Annotated in this window: 16 protein-coding genes; 10 read left to right on the top strand and 6 right to left on the bottom strand. The window is 72.8% G+C overall.

Going from position 1 to position 17,230, the window contains the following annotated elements:
- The first annotated feature begins 25 nt into the window (after nt 1-25).
- The 8 genes from ACQP00_RS12025 to ACQP00_RS12060 all read left to right on the top strand — a co-directional run bounded on the left by ACQP00_RS12025 (nt 26) and on the right by ACQP00_RS12060 (nt 9,397).
- Nucleotides 26-430 (top strand): nuclear transport factor 2 family protein, encoded by a 405-nt coding sequence (locus ACQP00_RS12025; protein WP_433066462.1) that lies wholly within the window; start codon nt 26-28, stop codon nt 428-430.
- Nucleotides 427-1,293 (top strand): acyl-CoA dehydrogenase family protein, encoded by an 867-nt coding sequence (locus ACQP00_RS12030; protein WP_433218277.1) that lies wholly within the window; start codon nt 427-429, stop codon nt 1,291-1,293. Before ACQP00_RS12025 ends, ACQP00_RS12030 begins: the two co-directional genes overlap by 4 nt.
- A 19-nt stretch (nt 1,294-1,312) precedes the next feature.
- Nucleotides 1,313-1,870 (top strand): VOC family protein, encoded by a 558-nt coding sequence (locus ACQP00_RS12035; protein WP_433218279.1) that lies wholly within the window; start codon nt 1,313-1,315, stop codon nt 1,868-1,870.
- 82 nt (nt 1,871-1,952) lie between these two features.
- A complete protein-coding gene (locus ACQP00_RS12040; protein WP_433218281.1) occupies nt 1,953-3,170 on the top strand; it encodes an ABC transporter substrate-binding protein in 1,218 nt (405 codons plus the stop codon).
- Nucleotides 3,171-3,182: 12 nt separating this feature from the next.
- Nucleotides 3,183-6,635: an ABC transporter permease subunit gene (locus ACQP00_RS12045; RefSeq protein ID WP_433218283.1), complete on the top strand. Its 3,453-nt coding sequence runs from the start codon at nt 3,183-3,185 to the stop codon at nt 6,633-6,635.
- A complete protein-coding gene (locus ACQP00_RS12050; RefSeq protein ID WP_433218285.1) occupies nt 6,628-8,139 on the top strand; it encodes an AMP-binding protein in 1,512 nt (503 codons plus the stop codon). The genes ACQP00_RS12045 and ACQP00_RS12050 overlap by 8 nt, the downstream gene beginning before the upstream one ends.
- Complete coding sequence (locus tag ACQP00_RS12055; RefSeq protein WP_433218287.1) at nt 8,136-9,053, top strand: phosphotransferase family protein; 918 nt, start codon at nt 8,136-8,138, stop codon at nt 9,051-9,053. The genes ACQP00_RS12050 and ACQP00_RS12055 overlap by 4 nt, the downstream gene beginning before the upstream one ends.
- 14 nt (nt 9,054-9,067) lie before the next feature.
- Entirely contained in the window at nt 9,068-9,397 is a 330-nt protein-coding gene (locus tag ACQP00_RS12060) for a DUF6285 domain-containing protein (protein WP_433218289.1), read from the top strand.
- Here ACQP00_RS12060 and ACQP00_RS12065 read toward each other — a convergent pair.
- Nucleotides 9,394-10,014, bottom strand: a complete 621-nt coding sequence (locus ACQP00_RS12065) for a TetR/AcrR family transcriptional regulator (RefSeq protein ID WP_433218291.1) — start codon at nt 10,012-10,014, stop codon at nt 9,394-9,396. The genes ACQP00_RS12060 and ACQP00_RS12065 overlap by 4 nt on opposite strands.
- A gap of 78 nt (nt 10,015-10,092) precedes the next feature.
- Here ACQP00_RS12065 and ACQP00_RS12070 point away from each other — a divergent pair, with 78 nt between their 5' ends.
- Nucleotides 10,093-11,070, top strand: coding sequence for an NAD(P)H-dependent flavin oxidoreductase (locus tag ACQP00_RS12070; protein ID WP_433218293.1), 978 nt, complete (start codon nt 10,093-10,095; stop codon nt 11,068-11,070).
- Nucleotides 11,067-11,837, top strand: a complete 771-nt coding sequence (locus ACQP00_RS12075) for an enoyl-CoA hydratase-related protein (protein ID WP_433218295.1) — start codon at nt 11,067-11,069, stop codon at nt 11,835-11,837. Before ACQP00_RS12070 ends, ACQP00_RS12075 begins: the two co-directional genes overlap by 4 nt.
- Here the strand turns inward: ACQP00_RS12075 and ACQP00_RS12080 are convergent.
- Genes ACQP00_RS12080 through ACQP00_RS12100 form a run of 5 tightly spaced genes read right to left on the bottom strand, consistent with a single transcriptional unit; the run spans nt 11,825 to nt 17,221 of the window.
- Nucleotides 11,825-13,030 carry an acyl-CoA dehydrogenase family protein gene (locus ACQP00_RS12080; protein ID WP_433218297.1) on the bottom strand — a complete coding sequence of 402 codons (1,206 nt, stop codon included), beginning with the start codon at nt 13,028-13,030 and terminating at the stop codon, nt 11,825-11,827. The two genes, ACQP00_RS12075 and ACQP00_RS12080, sit on opposite strands and share 13 nt — an antisense overlap.
- A 5-nt stretch (nt 13,031-13,035) precedes the next feature.
- Nucleotides 13,036-14,058, bottom strand: coding sequence for a phosphotransferase family protein (locus tag ACQP00_RS12085; protein WP_433218299.1), 1,023 nt, complete (start codon nt 14,056-14,058; stop codon nt 13,036-13,038).
- Between the two features lie 4 nt (nt 14,059-14,062).
- On the bottom strand, nt 14,063-14,872 hold the full coding sequence (locus ACQP00_RS12090; protein ID WP_433218301.1) for a crotonase/enoyl-CoA hydratase family protein: 810 nt from the start codon (nt 14,870-14,872) through the stop codon (nt 14,063-14,065).
- A complete protein-coding gene (locus tag ACQP00_RS12095; protein ID WP_433218303.1) occupies nt 14,869-16,050 on the bottom strand; it encodes an acyl-CoA dehydrogenase family protein in 1,182 nt (393 codons plus the stop codon). Before ACQP00_RS12095 ends, ACQP00_RS12090 begins: the two co-directional genes overlap by 4 nt.
- A 4-nt stretch (nt 16,051-16,054) precedes the next feature.
- Nucleotides 16,055-17,221, bottom strand: coding sequence for a thiolase family protein (locus ACQP00_RS12100; RefSeq protein WP_433218305.1), 1,167 nt, complete (start codon nt 17,219-17,221; stop codon nt 16,055-16,057).
- Nucleotides 17,222-17,230 lie beyond the last annotated feature (9 nt).

Here is a 17,230-nt window from a genome sequence, read left to right on the forward strand (position 1 = left end):
ACTCAGTCTCTACAAGGGAACCGTGATGACGACGAGCGAATCCACGACCAGCCCGGCGGACGTCTCGCTCGCGCTGGCCGAGCGCCTGACCGCGGCCATCGACGCCAACGACCTCGACGCGCTGCGCAACGAGATCTACACCCCCGACGTGGTGGTCTGGCACAACGACGACCAGCACGAGCAGCACGTCGACCAGAACCTCAAGGTGCTCAACTGGCTGCACCGCAAGGTCGGCAACAAGCGCTACGAGGAGGTCGTGCGGCACGCGACGCCGACCGGGTACGTGGAACAGCACGTGCTGCGCGGGACGGCCCCCAACGGCACCGAGCTCGACATCCACGCGTGCCTGGTGGTGACGGTGACCGGCGGGCGGATCTCGCGGATCGACGAGTACCTCGACAGCCAGGCCGCCGCCGCCCTGCGGCCATGAGCCCGCTCAGCGCGGCCGAGCGCGAGGAGTGGCGCGCCTCGGTCGCCGCGGTCGTGCGGCGCGGCGCCTCCTGGGACGCGTTGCTGGACCTCGGGGTGACCGAGACCGGCTTCGAGGACCTGGGCGTGGCGATCGAGGAGTGCGGCGCGGCCGCGGTGGCGACACCGTTGCTGGGCCACATGTTCGGCCTGCGGGCGCTGCGGGCGCCGCTCGTGCCTGGACGGCTGGCGCTGGTCCTGCCCGAGGGCTACGCGCTCGACGGCGGCGCGGCGGACTGGTTCGTGGTCGTGGACGGGTCGCGCCTGTCCGCGGTGCCGGCCGATCGCGTCACCCGGCGTCCACTGTCCACACTGGACCCCACGCGGGTCCTGTGGCGCGTCGAGTTCGACGCGTCGGCGGTGACGCACCTGGGCGAGTGCGACCCGGATCGGCTGCGCGCCGAGCTGGCCGCGCTGGTCGCCGCCGACTCCATCGGCGGCGCCAGGGCCGTGCTGCGCGACGCCGTCGCCTACGCCAGGCAGCGGCTGCAGTTCGGCCGCCCGATCGGCTCGTTCCAGGCGGTCAAGCACCGGCTGGCCGACCTCTCCAGTCAGCTCGACGGCGCGGTGGCCAGTGTCGGCTACGCGCTGCGCCGGCTGGACCTCGACGCGCCGGACGCGAGCCTCGCGGCGTCCGTGGCCAAGCTCGCCGCCACGGAGGCGTACCTGGCGGCGGCCGAGGGCGCGATCCAGACGTACGGCGGCATCGGCTTCACCTGGGAGCACCCCGCGCACGTCTATCTCAAGCGGGCCCACACCAACAGTCAGCTCGCCGGTGGTGCGGCGTCGCACCTGGAACTGGTCGCCGGCCGAGCCGGGATCTGAGCACTTCGAAGGGGAAACCATGGCCGACAGAGCGTTCGAGCTCGGCGGGATCAACCACCTCGCGCTGGTCTGCAGCGACATGCGCCGCACGGTGGACTTCTACACCAACGTGCTGGGCATGCCGCTGATCAAGACGGTGGAGCTGCCGGACGGGATGGGGCAGCACTTCTTCTTCGACTGCGGCGGCGGCAACGCGCTCGCCTTCTTCTGGTTCCCCGGTGCGCCGGAGAAGGTGCCCGGCGTGACGCATCCCGGTGCCATGCCCGGCTTCGGCGACATCGCGAGCGCCGTCGCCTCGATGAACCACGTGGCCTTCCAGATCCCGGTCGACAAGTTCCACGAGTACCGTGAGCGCTTGAAGGCCAAGGGCGTGGAGGTCGGGCGGGTCCTGTTCCACGACGACAGCCCGTCCACCATCGCCACGCGCATGCACGACGGGGTGTACGTCGGCTCGCTGTACTTCTTCGACCCGGACGGCATCCTGCTCGAATTCGCCGCTTGGACCCGCACGTTCACGCCCGCGGACGTCCGCCACGAACCGGCCGCACCGGCGGCCCAGGCGACCGCCAAAGCGTGATCGAACCGCCGTTCCATTTTTCTGAAACTAATGTCAGTATCAGGCCCACACCCCACTTTCCCTGGCCTTGATGGAGGCATCCATGAGGACGCTGCGGATCCGCCTCGCGGCGGCGCTGGTCTTACCGCTCGTCGCCTTATCCGCCTGTAGCAACGACAAGAGCAAGTCGCCGGCGGCCAACCCGGGCGGTGGCGGCACCGCCGCCGGCAACCCGGTGAAGGTCATGCTCATCTACGACGAGACCGGCTCGGGCGCCGCCCCGGAGCTCGTCGACGGCGCGAACGCCGGCCTGGCCCAGGTGAACGCGAACGGCGGCGTCAACGGCCGGCCGATCGAGCTGACCGTGTGCAAGACCGGCAACGACCCGAACACCGCCGACAACTGCGCCCGGCAGGCCCAGAGCCTCGGCGTCGCGGCCGTGGTCGGCGAGCTGACCCTGCAGAAGGGGCACGAGAAGATCCTGCGGGAGGCGAAGATCCCGATCATCGGCGCCGTCACCTCCGGCACCGACCTGACCGAGGTCGCCCAGTTCCCGCTGGACGGCAGCACCCCGATCCAGACCGCGTCGCTGGCCAACGCGCTCGCCGCGCAGGGCTTCAAGAAGATCAGCATGGCCCGCATCCAGATCGACGGCGGCGGCGCGTTCAGCGGCTTCGCCAACCAGGGCCTCACGTCCAGCGGCCAGAAGATCCTCAACGACGTGCCCGTGCCGACCGGCGCCCCGGACATGGCGCCCTACGTGCAGGCGGTGCTGGCCAACGGTACCGATGCGATCCTGACGGTCCTTCCCGGCACCGACTCGACCGCCTTCATCAAGCAGCTCAAGAAGGACGCGCCGAACGTCGCCATCGGCATCATCGGCACGCAGAAGGAGAAGGTCGCCGACGCGCTCGGGACCGCCTCCGACGGCCTGTACGAGGCGCTGGGCTACCTGCCGCCGTCGTACGAGAACAAGGCGACCAAGAACTACGTCGCGGCCATGCAGAAGCAGGGCCTCACCGAGACGCGCGGCTTCCGGCTCAACGCCTACTCCGCCGTGCTCGCCTTCGCGGAGGCGGCCAAGAAGGTGCCGGACCCGACCAACACCGCCCTGTGGGACGCGCTGCCGACGATGAGCGGCATCGACATCGGCCTCACCCCGCCGATCCAGTGGACCAAGGGCAACGTGGGCGGCTATCCGCGGATCTTCACCTCCTGCGCCTTCATCGTGAAGTACACCGGCGGCAAGGAGCTCCCGGTCTACGACACCTTCCGCGACGCCTACACCGGCCAGAACTGCCCGACGCCGGCCAAGGGCTGAGGACCGCCCACCATGCTGACCGACGTGATCAGGTTCGCCGTGCTCGGCCTCGGGGCCGGTGCGATCTACGGCTTGTCCGCCCTCGGGATCGTGCTCATCTACCGCGGCTCCGGCATCCTGAACTTCAGCCAGGGCGCGGTCGGCATGCTGGGCGCCTACGTGTTCTACCTCCAGCGCGAGGACGGCACCCCCGCGCCGGTGGCGGCCCTGCTCGCCATCGGCGTGGGGCTGGCCATCGGCGCGCTGGTCCACCAGCTCGTCATGCGGCCGCTGCGGGACGCGCCACCGGTGTCGCGGCTCATCGCCACGCTGGGCGTCTTCGCGCTGCTGTTCGGGCTCGGCCAGTACCTCTTCGGGGTCGGGCGGGCCCGCATCGTCCAGTCGATCCTGCCGGGCGGGTCGACCACCGTCCTGCCCGGCATCCGGATCGGCACGGACCGGCTCACCATCCTCGCGATCGGGGTCGCGCTGGCGGTCGTGCTGACCGTCGTGTACCGCTCGACGCGCTTCGGCCTCGCCACCTCCGCCGTCGCCGAGAACGGCCGGGCCAGCTCGGCCCTCGGCATCTCCCCGGACACCGTGGCCACCGTGAACTGGATGATCGGCTGCGCGCTGAGCGTCGTGTCGGCCGTGCTCATCGTCAGCATCGGCACGCTGCAGGTGGAGAACCTCGCGATGCTGATCGTGCCGGCGCTGGCCGCCGCGCTGCTCGGCGGGTTCAGGTCCTTCCCGCTGACCATGGCGGGCGGGCTGCTGATCGGCATGCTGGAGTCCGAGGTGGCCTGGATCGGCACCCGCCAGCACGCCGACGGCTGGGGCCAGACGGTCCCGTTCATCGTCATCATCCTCGTGCTCGTCATCTCCGGCCGCTCGCTCCCGCTGCGCGGCGAGGCGATCCAGCGCCCGCCCCAGCTCGGCACCGGCATCGTGCGCCCCTGGGTCCTGCTTGTCACCGGCGTCATCGCGCTCGGGCTGCTGTACTTCGTGTTCCCGCCCGCCCTGCTCGGCGCCACCGAGATCACCCTCGCCCTCGGCCTCGTCGTGCTGTCCCTCGTGGTCGTCACCGGCTACACCGGGCAGTTGTCGCTCGCGCAGATGGCGCTGGCCGGCATGGGCGCCTGGATCGCGGCCCGGCTGGTGGCCGACCACGGCGTGCCCTTCTGGCTGGCGCTGCTGGCCGGTGTCGTGGGCGCGGTCCCGGTCGGCATCATCGTCGGGCTGCCGGCGCTGCGCACCCGCGGGATGAACCTGGCCGTCGTGACCCTCTGCCTGGCCGTGGTGCTGGAGCACCAGATCTTCTCCTCGACCGAGCGCACCGGCGGCTTCACCGGCATCAACGTCGGCTCGCCGAAGATCTTCGGCGTCGACATGGACACCTACTTCTGGCCCAGCCGCTACGCGATCTTCTGCCTGGTGCTGTTCATCCTGGCCGCGATCATGGTCGCGAACCTGCGCCGGGGCCGGGCCGGGCGCCGCCTGGTGGCCGTCCGCTCCAACGAGCGGGCCGCGGCCAGCCTCGGCATCAGCGTGACCCGGGCCAAGATCTTCGCGTTCGGCATCTCGGCCGGCCTGGCCGCGGCCGGCGGGGTGCTGCTGTCGTTCCGGCAGCCGAACGTGACCTTCGTGCCGACGTACACCGCGTTCCAGTCCATCTTCGCCGTGGTGTTCTCGATCATCGGCGGCATCGGCTACCTCGTCGGCGCGGTCATCGGGGCCATGTACGCCCCGGCCGGCCTGCTGTCCGGCGTCATCTCGCAGCTGTTCCCGGGCACCGCGTTCGCGCAGTTCATCTCCCGCAACGAGGTCGGCCAGATGATCCTCGGCCTGACCCTGCTGCTGGTCCTGCCGCAGCTGCCCAACGGCCTGGCCACGCAACGGCTGCCGGGGCGGCTGATCCCCGCGTGGTTCCGCGCGCGCAAACGCCGCCGTCCCGTGGCCGCGCTGCCGGACCCGACCGACTTCAGCGTCACCGAGCGCACGGTGGACGTCCGCGGGCTGACGGTGCGCTTCGGCGGCGTGACGGCCCTCGACGACGTCGCGCTGGAGCTGGTGCCGGGGCAGGTGCACGGGCTGATCGGGCCGAACGGGGCCGGCAAGACGACCCTGATCGACGCGCTGACCGGGTTCGTGGAGAGCCCCGGCGCGGTGATGACCCTCGACGGGCAGGACATCAGCCGGTGGCCGGCCCAGCGCCGCGCCGCCGCCGGGATCAGCCGCTCGTTCCAGAGCCTCGAACTGTTCGAGACGATGACGGTACGGGAGAACCTGCTCGCCGCCAGCGACCGGCGGGACTGGCTCGCGTTCCTGGCCAACCTGGTGCACCCCGGCCGGGACCGGTACTCGCCCGCGGCCCTCGCCGCCATCCGCGAGTTCCACCTGGAGGACGACCTCGAGCGCAAGCCCGACGAGCTGCCGTACGGCCGGCGCCGCCTCCTCGCCATCGCCCGCTCGGTCGCCACCGGCGCCTCGGTGCTGCTGCTGGACGAGCCGGCCGCCGGACTGGACGACACGGAGACGGCGGAGCTCGGGCACCTGATCCGGCGGCTGGCCACCGAGCTGCGGATGGCGGTCCTGCTGGTCGAGCACAACGTCTCGGTCGTCCTGGACGTCAGCGACCGGGTGTCGGTGCTGAACTTCGGCAAGCTGATCGCGAGCGGCACGCCGGCCGAGATCCGCTCCGATCCGGCCGTCATCACCGCCTACCTGGGCGACGCCACGAAGGCCGGTCCGGTCGAGGTGATCGAGCGCGAACCGGCGACCACAGTGGACGGTGCGCCGCTCATCGAGGCGCGCGGGCTCAGTGCGGGCTACGGCGACCTGGCCGCGCTGCGGGACCTCGACCTGGTGGTCCGGCCCGGCGAGATCGTGGCGCTGCTCGGGCCCAACGGCGCCGGCAAGACCACGACGCTGCTGACCCTGGCCGGGGAGCTCAAACCGCTCGCCGGATCGGTGCAGTGGCGCGGGAGGCCGGCCTCGGCGCGGCTGCACCGGCGGGCCCGGGAAGGGATGGCCTTCGTACCGGAGGAGCGCTCGGTCTTCATGCAGCTCAGCGCGGCCGAGAACCTGCGCCTCGGGCGCGGCTCGCGGCAGCTCGCCCTCGACACCTTCCCGGAACTGGCCCCGCTGCTCGACCGCCGGGCCGGCCTGCTCTCCGGCGGCGAGCAGCAGATCCTGACCCTGGCCCGGGCCCTCGCCGGGCGGCCCGCCCTGCTGCTCGCCGACGAGCTCTCGCTCGGCCTGGCGCCGCTGGTGGTCGACCGGCTGCTGCGGGCCATCCGGCAGGCGGCCGACGACGGGCTGGGGGTGCTGCTCGTCGAGCAGCAGGCGGCGCGGGCCCTGGAGGTGGCCGACCGCGCGTACGTGCTGCGCCGCGGCCGGGTCATCACCGAGGGCTCCTCGGCCGAGCTGGCCCGGGACTGGTCGAAGCTGGAACGCAGCTACCTGAGCGAGGTGGGCAGTGGCTGAGCTGGACCCGGCGCGCGTGCTGCCCGGGCTGCTGCGCCGCCGGGCGACCGAGCTGGCGGACCGGGACTTCCTCGTCGACACCGAGCGGGGCCTGGCCACCTACGCCCAGTTCCAGCGGCGGGTCGAGGCGTTCGCGGTGCTGCTGCGGGCGCACGGCGTCGGCCCGGGGGACCGGGTCGCCGTCCTGCTGCCCACGTCCATCGACGAGCAGGCGGTCTGGATCGCGTGCGGCTGGCTGCGCGCGGTCCAGGTGCCGATCAACCCGGCCTACCGGGGCGAGATGCTCCGGCACGTCCTGCACGACTCCGGGCCCCGGCTGATCGTCACGGTCGCGGCCCGGGCCGACGAGATGCGCCAGGCCTGCGACGCGGCCGTGTTCGTCCTGGAGCTCGGCGAGACCCTGCCGGCCGGGCCGGGCGTGCTGGCCGGGCTCGACGACCCGAAGCCGTGGGACCTCGCGGCCGTCATCTACACCTCCGGCACCACCGGGCCGTCCAAGGGCGTGCTCACCCCGTGGGGCCAGCTGGTGACCGGCATCGACGCGTTCGCCGAGTTCGGCCCGGGCGACGTGCTCTACGCCCCGTTCGCCGCGTTCCACCTGGGCGGCAAGGTGCCGCTGCAGATCCTCGCGCACTGGGGCGGCACGTTCGTCTTCCGCGACGGCTTCAAGACCGACCGGTTCTGGCCCGACGTCCGCGCGCACTCGTGCAACCGGGCCTGGGCCTTCTACGCGATGGCGAACTTCCTCTGGCAGCAGCCGCCCCGCCCGGACGACCGCGACAACCCGCTGGAGACCGTCACCGGCGGGCCGCTGCTGCCCGACTACGCCGGGTTCGAGCGGCGGTTCGGGCTGCAGATGCGCACCAACTACGGGATGACCGAGGCCGGCTGGCCGATCGCGACCGGCGGCGACGTCGTCGACCACCGCAGCTGCGGCCGCGGCCGGGACGGCTACGAGCTGCGCATCGTCGACGACTTCGACGCCGAGGTCGGTGCCGGGCAGATCGGCGAGCTCATCATTCGCGCCGATCGGCCCTGGAGCATGAACGTGGGGTACCTCGGCCGGCCCGCGGACACCGCGCGGGCGTGGCGCAACGGGTGGTACCACACCGGCGACGCCTTCCGCCGCGACCGGTCCGGCAACTACTTCTTCGTCGACCGGGCCAAGGACGCCGTCCGGCGGCGCTCCGAGAACATCTCCTCGTTCGAGGTCGAGTCCATGGTCACCGCCCACCCCGACGTGCTGGAGTGCGCCGCGATCGGCGTGCCGTCCGACGACGGCGAGGAGGAGATCAAGATCTGCGTCGTGCCGATGCCGGACACCAAGCTGGAGGCGGCGGTGCTCGCCGAGTTCCTGATGGCCACGATGCCGAGGTTCATGGTTCCGCGGTACATCGAGTTCCTCGACGAGCTGCCCAAGACCCCGACCAGCAAGGTGCGCAAGGTGGAGCTGAAACGCGACCCGTTCACGGCGGGCACGTGGGACCGGGTGGCCGCCCGATGAACGCCGACGCCCTTCCCGATGCCCGGTCCGGTGCCCTCGCCGACATTCTGGGCGCGCCGGTTGTCGGCCTGGAAAGGCTGACCGGCGGCTCCTCGCGGGAGGTGTGGGCGTTCGAGTCGGCGGGGCGCGAGCTGATCCTGCTGACCGATCCGCCGGGGGAGCAGCGCGGCGAGGGTGCCGCGTTCGAGGCGAGCGTCCTGCGCGCGGCCCGCGCGGCCGGGGTCGCGGCGCCCGAGGCGGTCGCCGTGGTGCCCGGCGGGCTCGTGCTGGAACGCCTCGAAGGCGAGACGGTGCCGCGCCGGGTGCTCGACGGGCTGTCCGACGGGCCGAAGCTGGCCCGGCAGTGCGGCGAGGCGCTCGGGCGGCTGCACACCGTCGATCCCGGCGCGATCGCGGGGCTGCCGGACGAGGACCGGCTGGTGGAGTACCGGGCGACGCTCGACCGGCTCGACCCCGACCGCCCCGTGCTCGAACTGGCCCATGCGTGGTTGATGGAGCGGCAGCCGGTACACCGGCGGAAAACCGTGACGCACGGGGACTTCCGGCTCGGCAACTTCGTGGTCGACGGCGGCGGGCTGGTCGGCGTGCTCGACTGGGAGTCGGCCCACCGCGGCGATCCGCTCGAGGACCTCGGCTGGATCGCGGTGCGCAGCTGGCGCTTCCGCGGGCCGGGCGTGATCGGCGGGTTCGGCGACGTCGAGGACTTCCTCGGCGGGTACCGGGCCGCGTCCGGGATCGACGTGTCCGACGCCGACTTCGCGTGGGCGGTCGTGCTCGGCACCTGGATCTGGGCGGTCGGCTGCCTGCAACAGGCGGACCGGCACCTGTCCGGCAAGACCCGCTCGATCGACCTGGCGCTCGTCGGCCGGCGGGTGGTCGAGGTGGAGCACGACCTGCTCGGGCTCCTGCGGTGACGGGGGGAGAACAGATGCGATCGCATGCCGCGGTGCCCGACCACGACGAGCTGCTGGAGGCCGTCGTGGAGACCCTGCGGGACGAGCTCGCGCCATCCGTCAGCGGGCGCGGGCGGTACCTGCTGAAGGCCTGCGTCGCCGCGCTCGAAACGGTGCGGCGGGACCTGGCCGCCGGGCCCGCGCGGCAGGAGGTCGACGCGGCGGTCTTCGCCGAGCTCGGCGTGGCCGACGAGCGGGCGCTGGTCGACGAGATCAGGTCCGGCCTCGACCCGGAACGGTTCGCCGAGGTGGTCGCCGCGCTGGGCCGGCGCACCGAGGTCGAGCTGCGCGTGCTGGGCCGCTAGGCGTGGGCGTCGGGACGCCAGTAGATGGCGTGGTACCAGATGCTGGCCAGCGAGTCGATGGCCGCCGCCTCGTCGACCCGGGAGTTGCCGTCGTCGCCGCCCTGGGCCAGCCACACGTAGCAGGACAGCTCCAGCATCGACGACAGCGCCGAAGACGTCATCCGCACGTCGATGCCCGGGCAGTAGCCCTCCTTCTGGGCCCGCTCGACGCCCTGGACGATGAAGTCGATGGCCGACTGCCGGATCTCCCGCCAGCTCTCCAGGAACGCCGGGTCCGCCATCGAGGCCTGGAACACGCCGCTGAGCGCGCCGAGCCGGTCGCGGTACGTCTCCCAGAAGATCGTGATCGCGGTCCGGATCGCCTCCTGGGGCGGGCGGCCCTTCTGGTACGGCACCGAGATCTGCGCCCGGGTGTCCTCGTGGAACGCCTGCGCGAGGGCGGCCAGCACGTCGGCCTTGTCGGTGAAGTAGTTGTAGAAGCTCGCGGGGGACCGGCCGGCCGTGCGGGCGATGTCCTCGACCTTGGTCGAGAGGTACCCCCGGGTCGCGAACTCCTTGCGGGCCGCCTCGAGAAACGCGGCCGCCGTGCGCGCTCCCTTGGAGTACTGGCGTGGCATCGGTCCTGCTTTCCTGCCGGGCTCTCTCGATAACTAAAAGTGATATTAACATCAAGTTTTGCACAGGAGACGACCGGCATGATCGAGACGCGCTTCACCCGTGAGTTCAACGTCCAGCACCCCATTGTGCAGGGCGGAATGCAATGGGTCGGCCGGGCCGAAATGGTGGCCCCGGTGGCCGACGCCGGCGCGCTCGGCTTCCTGACCGCGCTCACCCAGCCGACGCCCGAGGCGCTGGTGAAGGAGATCGCGCGCACCCGGGAGATGACGGACCGTCCGTTCGGCGTCAACCTCACGATCCTGCCGGCCATCTCGCCACCCCCGTACGCGGAGTACCGGGCGGCGATCATCGAGTCGGGGATCCGTACCGTCGAAACGGCGGGTTTCAGCCCGGCCGACCACATGCCCGCCTTCAAGGCCGCCGGCATCAAGGTGATCCACAAGTGCACGAGCGTCCGGCACGCGCTGAAGGCCGAGTCGCTTGGCGTGGACGCGGTGAGCATCGACGGCTTCGAGTGCGCCGGCCACCCGGGCGAGGACGACGTCCCCGGTCTGATCCTCATCGCCGCGGCCGCCCGCCGGGTCACGGTGCCGATCATCGCCTCGGGCGGCATCGCCGACGCCCGCGGCCTGGTCGCCGCGCTGGCCCTGGGCGCCGACGCGGTGAACATGGGCACCCGCTTCATGTGCACGGTCGAGGCCCCGATCCACGAGAAGGTCAAGCGGCGCATCGTCGCGTCGACCGAGCTCGACACCACCCTGATCTTCCGCACCCTGCGCAACACTTCGCGGGTCGCCGTGAACACCATCAGCAACGAGGTGGTGGAGATCCTCCGCGCCGGCGGCGAGTTCGCCGACGTCCGCGACCTGGTGGCCGGCGTCCGCGGCCGCGAGGTCTACGAGACCGGCGACCTCGAACGCGGGTTGTGGACCGTGGGGCAGTCGCAGGCCCTGATCGAGGACATCCCGACCGTCGCCGACCTGGTGCACCGCATGGTCGCCGAGGCCGAGGAGATCATCAGCGGCAAGCTCGGCCCGCTGGTCGTGGCGCGATGACGGTGCGGATCGCGGTCGACGGCCCGGTCGCGACGGTCACCCTGAGCCGCCCCGATCGGCTCAACGCCCTCGACCTCGCGGGCCTGCGGCTGCTCGGCAACCGGCTGCGCGAGGTGGCCGGCACGCCCGGCGTGCGTTGCGTCGTGCTGACCGGGGAAGGCCGGGCGTTCTGCGCCGGGGCCGACGTCTCGGCGGAGGGCGCGGCGAGCGGCGGTGCGGACGGCCGGGCGATCGTCGCGGCGGCCAATGACGTCGTGCTGGCCGTCGTCCGGGCCGACATCCCGGTCATCGCCGCCGTCAACGGGCCGGCGGTCGGTGTCGGCGTCTCGTTCGCCGTCGCCTGCGATGCGGTGGTGGCCGCCGACACGAGCTGGTTCCAGCTGCCGTTCGTGAAGATCGGCCTGACCCCCGACGGCGGCGCGACCCACCTGCTGCCGGCGGCGATCGGGCGGGTGCGGGCGGCCCGGATGGCGCTGTTCGCCGAGCGGGTCCCGGCCCCGACCGCCCTCGCCTGGGGCCTGGTCTCCGACGTGGTCCCGGCCGCCGAGCTGCCCACCACCGCGCACGGGCTGGCCGCCGGGACCGCCGGTGCGTCGCGGGAGGCGTTGCGGCGCACCAAGCGGGCCCTGCGGCGGGCCGGCGCCGACGCCCTGGAGACCGCGATGCGGCACGAGCTCGACGACCAGGGCGAGCTGCTCGACGGGCCCGACTACGCCGAGGGCCTGGCCGCCCTGCGCGAGCGGCGCGACCCGGTCTACCCGACGTAAGGGCGCTCGCGGCGCAGTTCCTCGCGGGCGATGGTGCGGCGGTGCACGGCGTCCGGGCCGTCGACGATGCGCAGGACCCTTGCCCAGGCGTAGAAGTACGCCAGCGGGGTGTCGTCCCCGACGCCGGCGCCGCCGAAGACCTCGATGGCCCGGTCGATCACCGCGGTGGCCATGGCCGGGGCGGCCACCTTGATGGCGGCGATCTCCGTGCGGGCCCCCTTGGCGCCGTGCCGGTCGATCAGCCACGCCGTCTTCTGCACCAGCAGCCGGGCCTGGTCGATGTCGATGCGGGACTGGGCGATCAGCTCGCGGACCACGCCCTGCTCGGCGAGGGGCTGGCCGAACGCGACCCGGGACTTCGCGCGGCCGACCATCAGGGCCAGGGCCCGCTCGGCCATGCCCACCGCGCGCATGGCGTGGTGGATGCGGCCCGGGCCGAGGCGGGCCTGGGCGATCGCGAAACCGTCGCCCTCCGCGCCGAGCAGGTTGGCCCGGGGCACGCGGACTTCGCGGAAGACCAGCTCCGAGTGGCCGTGCTGGTCCTGGAAGCCGAAGATCGGCAGGTGCCGGACGATCTCCAGGCCGGGGGTGTCCCGCGGGACCAGGATCATCGTCTGCTGGCGGTACGTCTCCGCGGCCGGGTCGGACTTGCCCATCACGATGAAGATCTGGCAGCGCTCGTCGGCGACGCCGGTGATCCACCACTTGCGGCCGTTGATCACGTAGTCGTCGCCGTCGCGGAGGATGGTGGTCCGGATGTTGGTGGCGTCGGAGGAGGCGACCTCCGGCTCGGTCATCGCGTACGCGGAGCGGATCGTGCCGGCCATGAGCGGCTCCAGCCAGCGCTCCTTCTGCTCGTCCGTGCCGAACAGGTGCAGCGTCTCCATGTTGCCGGTGTCGGGCGCCTGGCAGTTGACCGCCTCGGGGGCGATCACCGGCGACCAGCCCGACACCTCGGCGACCGACGCGTACTCCAGGTTCGACAGCCCCGACAGCTCCGGCAGGAACAGGTTCCACAGCCCGCGCCGGCGGGCGGAGGCCTTCAGCTCGTCCATCACCGGCGGGTACGCGTGCGCCCCGTGCCCGGCGAGGTAGGCCGCCCAGACCGGCTCGGCCGGGAAGACCTCCTCCCGCATGAAGTCCCACATCCGCCCGACGGTCTCCTCGGCCTTGGGCGAGAGCGCGAAGTCCACGTGTGTCAGCCTTTCCGGTCGAGTACGGCCAAGCCCTCGGCGGCGATCCGCCGGACCTCGTCGTCGAGGTCGCCGAACGACTGCCCGGCCATCGCCCCGGCCGCCGCCCGCGCCGCCACGCCCTGGGCGATGACGGCGAACTTGAAGTGCGCGAACGCCTCGTAGAAGGCGAGCTCGGCCAGGTCCGCCCCGGTCCGCCGGGCGTAGCGCTCGGCGAGGTGGGCGCGGCCCGGGAACCCCGTTCCGCGCGTGATCGCCGGGGTGAGCAGCGGCTTCGGCTCGCCGGGCTCCCGCCAGTAGAACAGCAGCAGGCCCAGGTCCGCCAGCGGATCGCCCAGGGTGGACAGCTCCCAGTCCAGCACCGCCCGGACCCGCGCCGGATCGCCGCGGTCGAGCAGGCAGTTGTCGAGCCGGTAGTCGCCGTGCACGATCGCGGACCGCCCGCCGATCGGCACCGCGTCGACCAGCCGGGCGCCGAGCTCGTCCAGCTCCGGCAGCTCGTGGGTCTTCGACGCGTCCCACTGCCCGCGCCAGCGGCGCAGCTGCCGGGCCATGAACCCGCCCGGCCGCCCGTAGTCGCCGAGGCCGACCGCGGCCGGCTCCAGCCGGTGCAGCTCGGCCAGGACGTCGATCAGCGCGTCGGCCATCGCGACCCGGTCGGCCGGCTCCGGCGCGTACCCGGCCGGCAGCTCGTCGCGGACCACGTGCCCGTCGACCTTCTCCATCACGTAGCACGCCACGCCGAGCAGGTCGCCGGAGTCCTCCAGCAGCACCCGGGGCACCGGCACGGGGGTGCCGGCCAGAGCCCGCTGCACCCGCGCCTCGCGGCCCATGTCGTGCGCGCTCGGGAGGAGCGCCCCGGTCGGCGGGCGGCGCAGGACGACGGCACCGGCCGTACAGGCGAGATCGAACGTCAGGTTGGACTTCCCACCCGCGATCAGCGTGACCTCGAACGCGCGCCAGGCGTCGTCGCCCAGCACCTCGGCGAGGACCGGCCCGAGGCGCTCGGGGCGCACCAGCTCCCGCACGGTGCTACCGGCCTTCCCAGACCGGCGCCCGCTTCTCGGCGAACGCGGTCGGCCCCTCCACGGCGTCCCGGCTGCCGAACACGAGGTCGGTCGCCTCCTGGTTGACCGCCCACGGCTCGAAGCCCGACCACGCCGGGTCCCAGTCCGACCGCGCCGCCGCCACCTGGTGCATCACCCGCTTGGTCTGCCGCACCGACAGCGGCGCGTTCGCCGCGATGCGCTCGGCCAGCTCCAGCGCCTCGGTGAGCGCCGCCCCGGGCCGCGCGACCACGTTCACGAGGCCCCACTCGGCCGCCTCCTGCACGTCGATGGCGTCCCCGGTCAGCGCCATCTGCAGCGCGCGCTTGAGCGGGATCTGCCGCTGCAGCCGCACCACCCCGCCGGCGGCCGCGATCAGGCCGCGCTTGACCTCCGGCAGCCCGAGCCGCGCGTCCTCGGCCGCGACGACCAGGTCGCAGGCGAGCGCGATCTCGGTGCCGCCGCCCATCGCGAACCCGTTCACCGCGGCGATCAGCGGCTTGTCGATCCAGTGCCGGACCAGCCCGGCGAAGCCCCACTCCGGGTGCTCCGGCGCGGCGACCGGGCGCCCGGCGGCCAGCTCCTTGAGGTCGGCGCCGGCGCAGAAGGCCCGGCCGCTACCGGTGATGACCACGACCCGCACCTCAGGGTCGGCGGCCGCCCGTTCGAGGGCCTCGCCGGCGGCCGTGGACAGCGCGGCGTTGACGGCGTTGAGCGCCTCCGGCCGGTTCAGCCGGATGACGGCGATGTGCCCGGTCCGCTCGAAAAGCGCAGCCGGCTCGAGGGAGGTGGTCATCGGCTCTCCAACACGTCGCGGGCGATGATGTGCTTCATGATCTCGGTGGTGCCGCCGTAGATGGTGGTGACGCGGGTGTCGGCGTACGCCCGGGCGATCGGGTACTCGAGCATGTACCCGTAGCCGCCGAACAGCTGGACGCACCGGTCGACGAGCCGCTTGTGCATCTCCGTCGCCCACCACTTGGCCTTGGCCGCGTCGACCGCGTTGAGCTCGCCGCGGTTGAAGCGCAGCACGGCGTCCTCGACGTACGCCTGCGACACCTCCAGCTCGGTCAGCATCTCGGCGACGGCGAACCGGGTGTTCTGGAAGCCCGCGATCGGCCGGCCGAACGCGTGCCGCTCGGTGACGTAGCCGATCGTCCAGGCCAGCGCCGCCCGCGCACCGGCGCACGCGGCGACGGCGATGCCCAGGCGCTCCAGCGGCAGGTGACCCATCAGGTACGACAGCCCGCGGCCGGCCTCGCCGAGCACGTTGCCGGCCGGGACGATCGCGTCGTCGAAGGACAACTCGGCGGTGTCCTGGCTCTTGAGGCCGACCTTGGCGAGCTTGCGGCCGCGCTGGAACCCGGGGGTGTCCCGCTCGACGACCAGCAGGCTGAACGCGCGGCTGCCGGCGGCCGGGTCGGGGTCGGTGCGGGCCACGACGATCACGAGGTCGCTCAGGATGCCGTTGCTGATGAACGTCTTGGCCCCGTTGAGCACCCAGTGGTCACCGTCGAGGCGGGCCGTGGTCCTGATGCCCTGCAGGTCCGAGCCGGTGCCGGGCTCGGTCATCGCGATGGCGCCGATCTTCTCGCCCGCGCACAGGGCGGGCAGCCAGCGCTCGGCCTGGTCCGGGGTGGCGAGGTCGAAGAAGTACGGCAGCGCGATGTCGGCGTGCACGGAGAAGCCCGACGCGAGCGAGGTGGCGCCGACCCGGGCGAACTCCTCCATCATCGCGCAGCGGAAGCCGAAGTCGCGGAGTGCTCCGCCGCCGTCGTACTCCTCCGGGGCGTTGATCCCCAGCAGCCCCTGCCGCCCGGCCTCCAGCCACGGCTCGCGCGGGATGATGCCGTCCTCCTCCCACGCCTCGACGTGCCCGGTGACGTGCCGGCTCAGGTATTCGGCGACGCTGGCCCGGAACGCCTCGTGGTCGGCGGAGAAGAACGGGCGGCGGGCCCACAGGTCCTTGGTCATGGCGTCACAGGCGCTCGATGACGGTGGCGTTGGCCATGCCGCCGCCCTCGCACATGGTCTGCAGCCCGTACCGGCCGCCGGTGGCCTCCAGGTGGTTGAGCATCGTGGCCATGAGCCGGATGCCGGAGGCGCCGAGCGGATGGCCCAGCGCGATGGCGCCGCCCCGCGGGTTGAGCTTCTCGAGGTCGCCGCCGAGCTCGGCCAGCCACGCCAGGGGTACCGGCGCGAAGGCCTCGTTCACCTCGTAGGCGTCGATCGCGTCGAGGCCCAGCCCGGCCCGGGCCAGGACCTGCTGGGTGGCCGGGATCGGCGCGGTCAGCATGAGCATCGGGTCGTCGCCGGCCACCGCGAACGCGTGGAACCGGGCCCGCGGGCGCAGGCCGAGCCGCTCGGCCACGTCCTCGCCCATGATGAGCGCGGCCGAGGCGCCGTCGGTCAGCGGCGAGGAGTTCCCGGCGGTGATCCGCCAGTCCAGGTCCGGGAACCGCTCGCGCATGTCGGGCGCGTCGAAGGCGGACCGCAGCCCGGCCAGGCTCTCCGCGGTCGTGGCCGGGCGGATCGTCTCGTCGGCGGCGAACCCGTCCACCGGCACGATCTCCTGGTCGAACCCGCCGGCCCGCGCGGTCTCGGCGGCGAGGCGGTGCGACCGGGCCGAGTACTCGTCGAGCCGCTCCCGCGACAGCCCCCACTTCTGCGCGATCAGCTCGGCCGAGATGCCCTGGCCGACCAGCCCCTCGGGGTACCGCTGCCGCACCGACGGCCCCTGCGCGTCCTCACCCATCGTGGAGACGCCCATCGGCACCCGGCTCATCGACTCAACGCCGCCGGCGACGACGATGTCGTAGGCGCCCGCCATCACGCCCTGCGCGGCGAAGTGCAGGGCCTGCTGGCTGGAGCCGCACTGCCGGTCGATGCTCGTGGCGGGCACCGACTCGGGCCAGCCCGCGGCCAGCACGCCGTGCCGGCCGATGTTCAGCGCCTGCTGCCCGGCCTGGCCGACGCAGCCGGTGATGACGTCCTCGACCCGCGCCGGGTCCAGGTCGTTGCGCTCCGCGAGGGCGCGCAGGACGGTGGCGTAGAGGTCGACCGGGTGGACGCCGGACAGCGCCCCGCCCGGCTTGCCCTTGCCCGACGCGGTGCGGACGATGTCGACGATGACCGCTTGACGCATGTGTGCAGT

Origin of the sequence: Dactylosporangium sp. CS-047395 (genome assembly GCF_050942185.1) — a bacterium.
Lineage (GTDB): Bacteria > Actinomycetota > Actinomycetes > Mycobacteriales > Micromonosporaceae > Dactylosporangium.

What these genes read in the sequence shown, in the direction of transcription:
- ACQP00_RS12025 (WP_433066462.1), top strand. Translation starts at nt 26, where the DNA reads ATGACGACGAGCGAATCCACGACCAGCCCGGCGGACGTCTCGCTCGCG.
- ACQP00_RS12030 (WP_433218277.1), top strand. Translation starts at nt 427, where the DNA reads ATGAGCCCGCTCAGCGCGGCCGAGCGCGAGGAGTGGCGCGCCTCGGTC.
- ACQP00_RS12035 (WP_433218279.1), top strand. Translation starts at nt 1,313, where the DNA reads ATGGCCGACAGAGCGTTCGAGCTCGGCGGGATCAACCACCTCGCGCTG.
- ACQP00_RS12040 (WP_433218281.1), top strand. Translation starts at nt 1,953, where the DNA reads ATGAGGACGCTGCGGATCCGCCTCGCGGCGGCGCTGGTCTTACCGCTC.
- ACQP00_RS12045 (WP_433218283.1), top strand. Translation starts at nt 3,183, where the DNA reads ATGCTGACCGACGTGATCAGGTTCGCCGTGCTCGGCCTCGGGGCCGGT.
- ACQP00_RS12055 (WP_433218287.1), top strand. Translation starts at nt 8,136, where the DNA reads ATGAACGCCGACGCCCTTCCCGATGCCCGGTCCGGTGCCCTCGCCGAC.
- ACQP00_RS12060 (WP_433218289.1), top strand. Translation starts at nt 9,068, where the DNA reads ATGCGATCGCATGCCGCGGTGCCCGACCACGACGAGCTGCTGGAGGCC.
- ACQP00_RS12065 (WP_433218291.1), bottom strand. Translation starts at nt 10,014, where the DNA reads ATGCCACGCCAGTACTCCAAGGGAGCGCGCACGGCGGCCGCGTTTCTC.
- ACQP00_RS12070 (WP_433218293.1), top strand. Translation starts at nt 10,093, where the DNA reads ATGATCGAGACGCGCTTCACCCGTGAGTTCAACGTCCAGCACCCCATT.
- ACQP00_RS12075 (WP_433218295.1), top strand. Translation starts at nt 11,067, where the DNA reads ATGACGGTGCGGATCGCGGTCGACGGCCCGGTCGCGACGGTCACCCTG.
- ACQP00_RS12090 (WP_433218301.1), bottom strand. Translation starts at nt 14,872, where the DNA reads ATGACCACCTCCCTCGAGCCGGCTGCGCTTTTCGAGCGGACCGGGCAC.
- ACQP00_RS12095 (WP_433218303.1), bottom strand. Translation starts at nt 16,050, where the DNA reads ATGACCAAGGACCTGTGGGCCCGCCGCCCGTTCTTCTCCGCCGACCAC.
- ACQP00_RS12100 (WP_433218305.1), bottom strand. Translation starts at nt 17,221, where the DNA reads ATGCGTCAAGCGGTCATCGTCGACATCGTCCGCACCGCGTCGGGCAAG.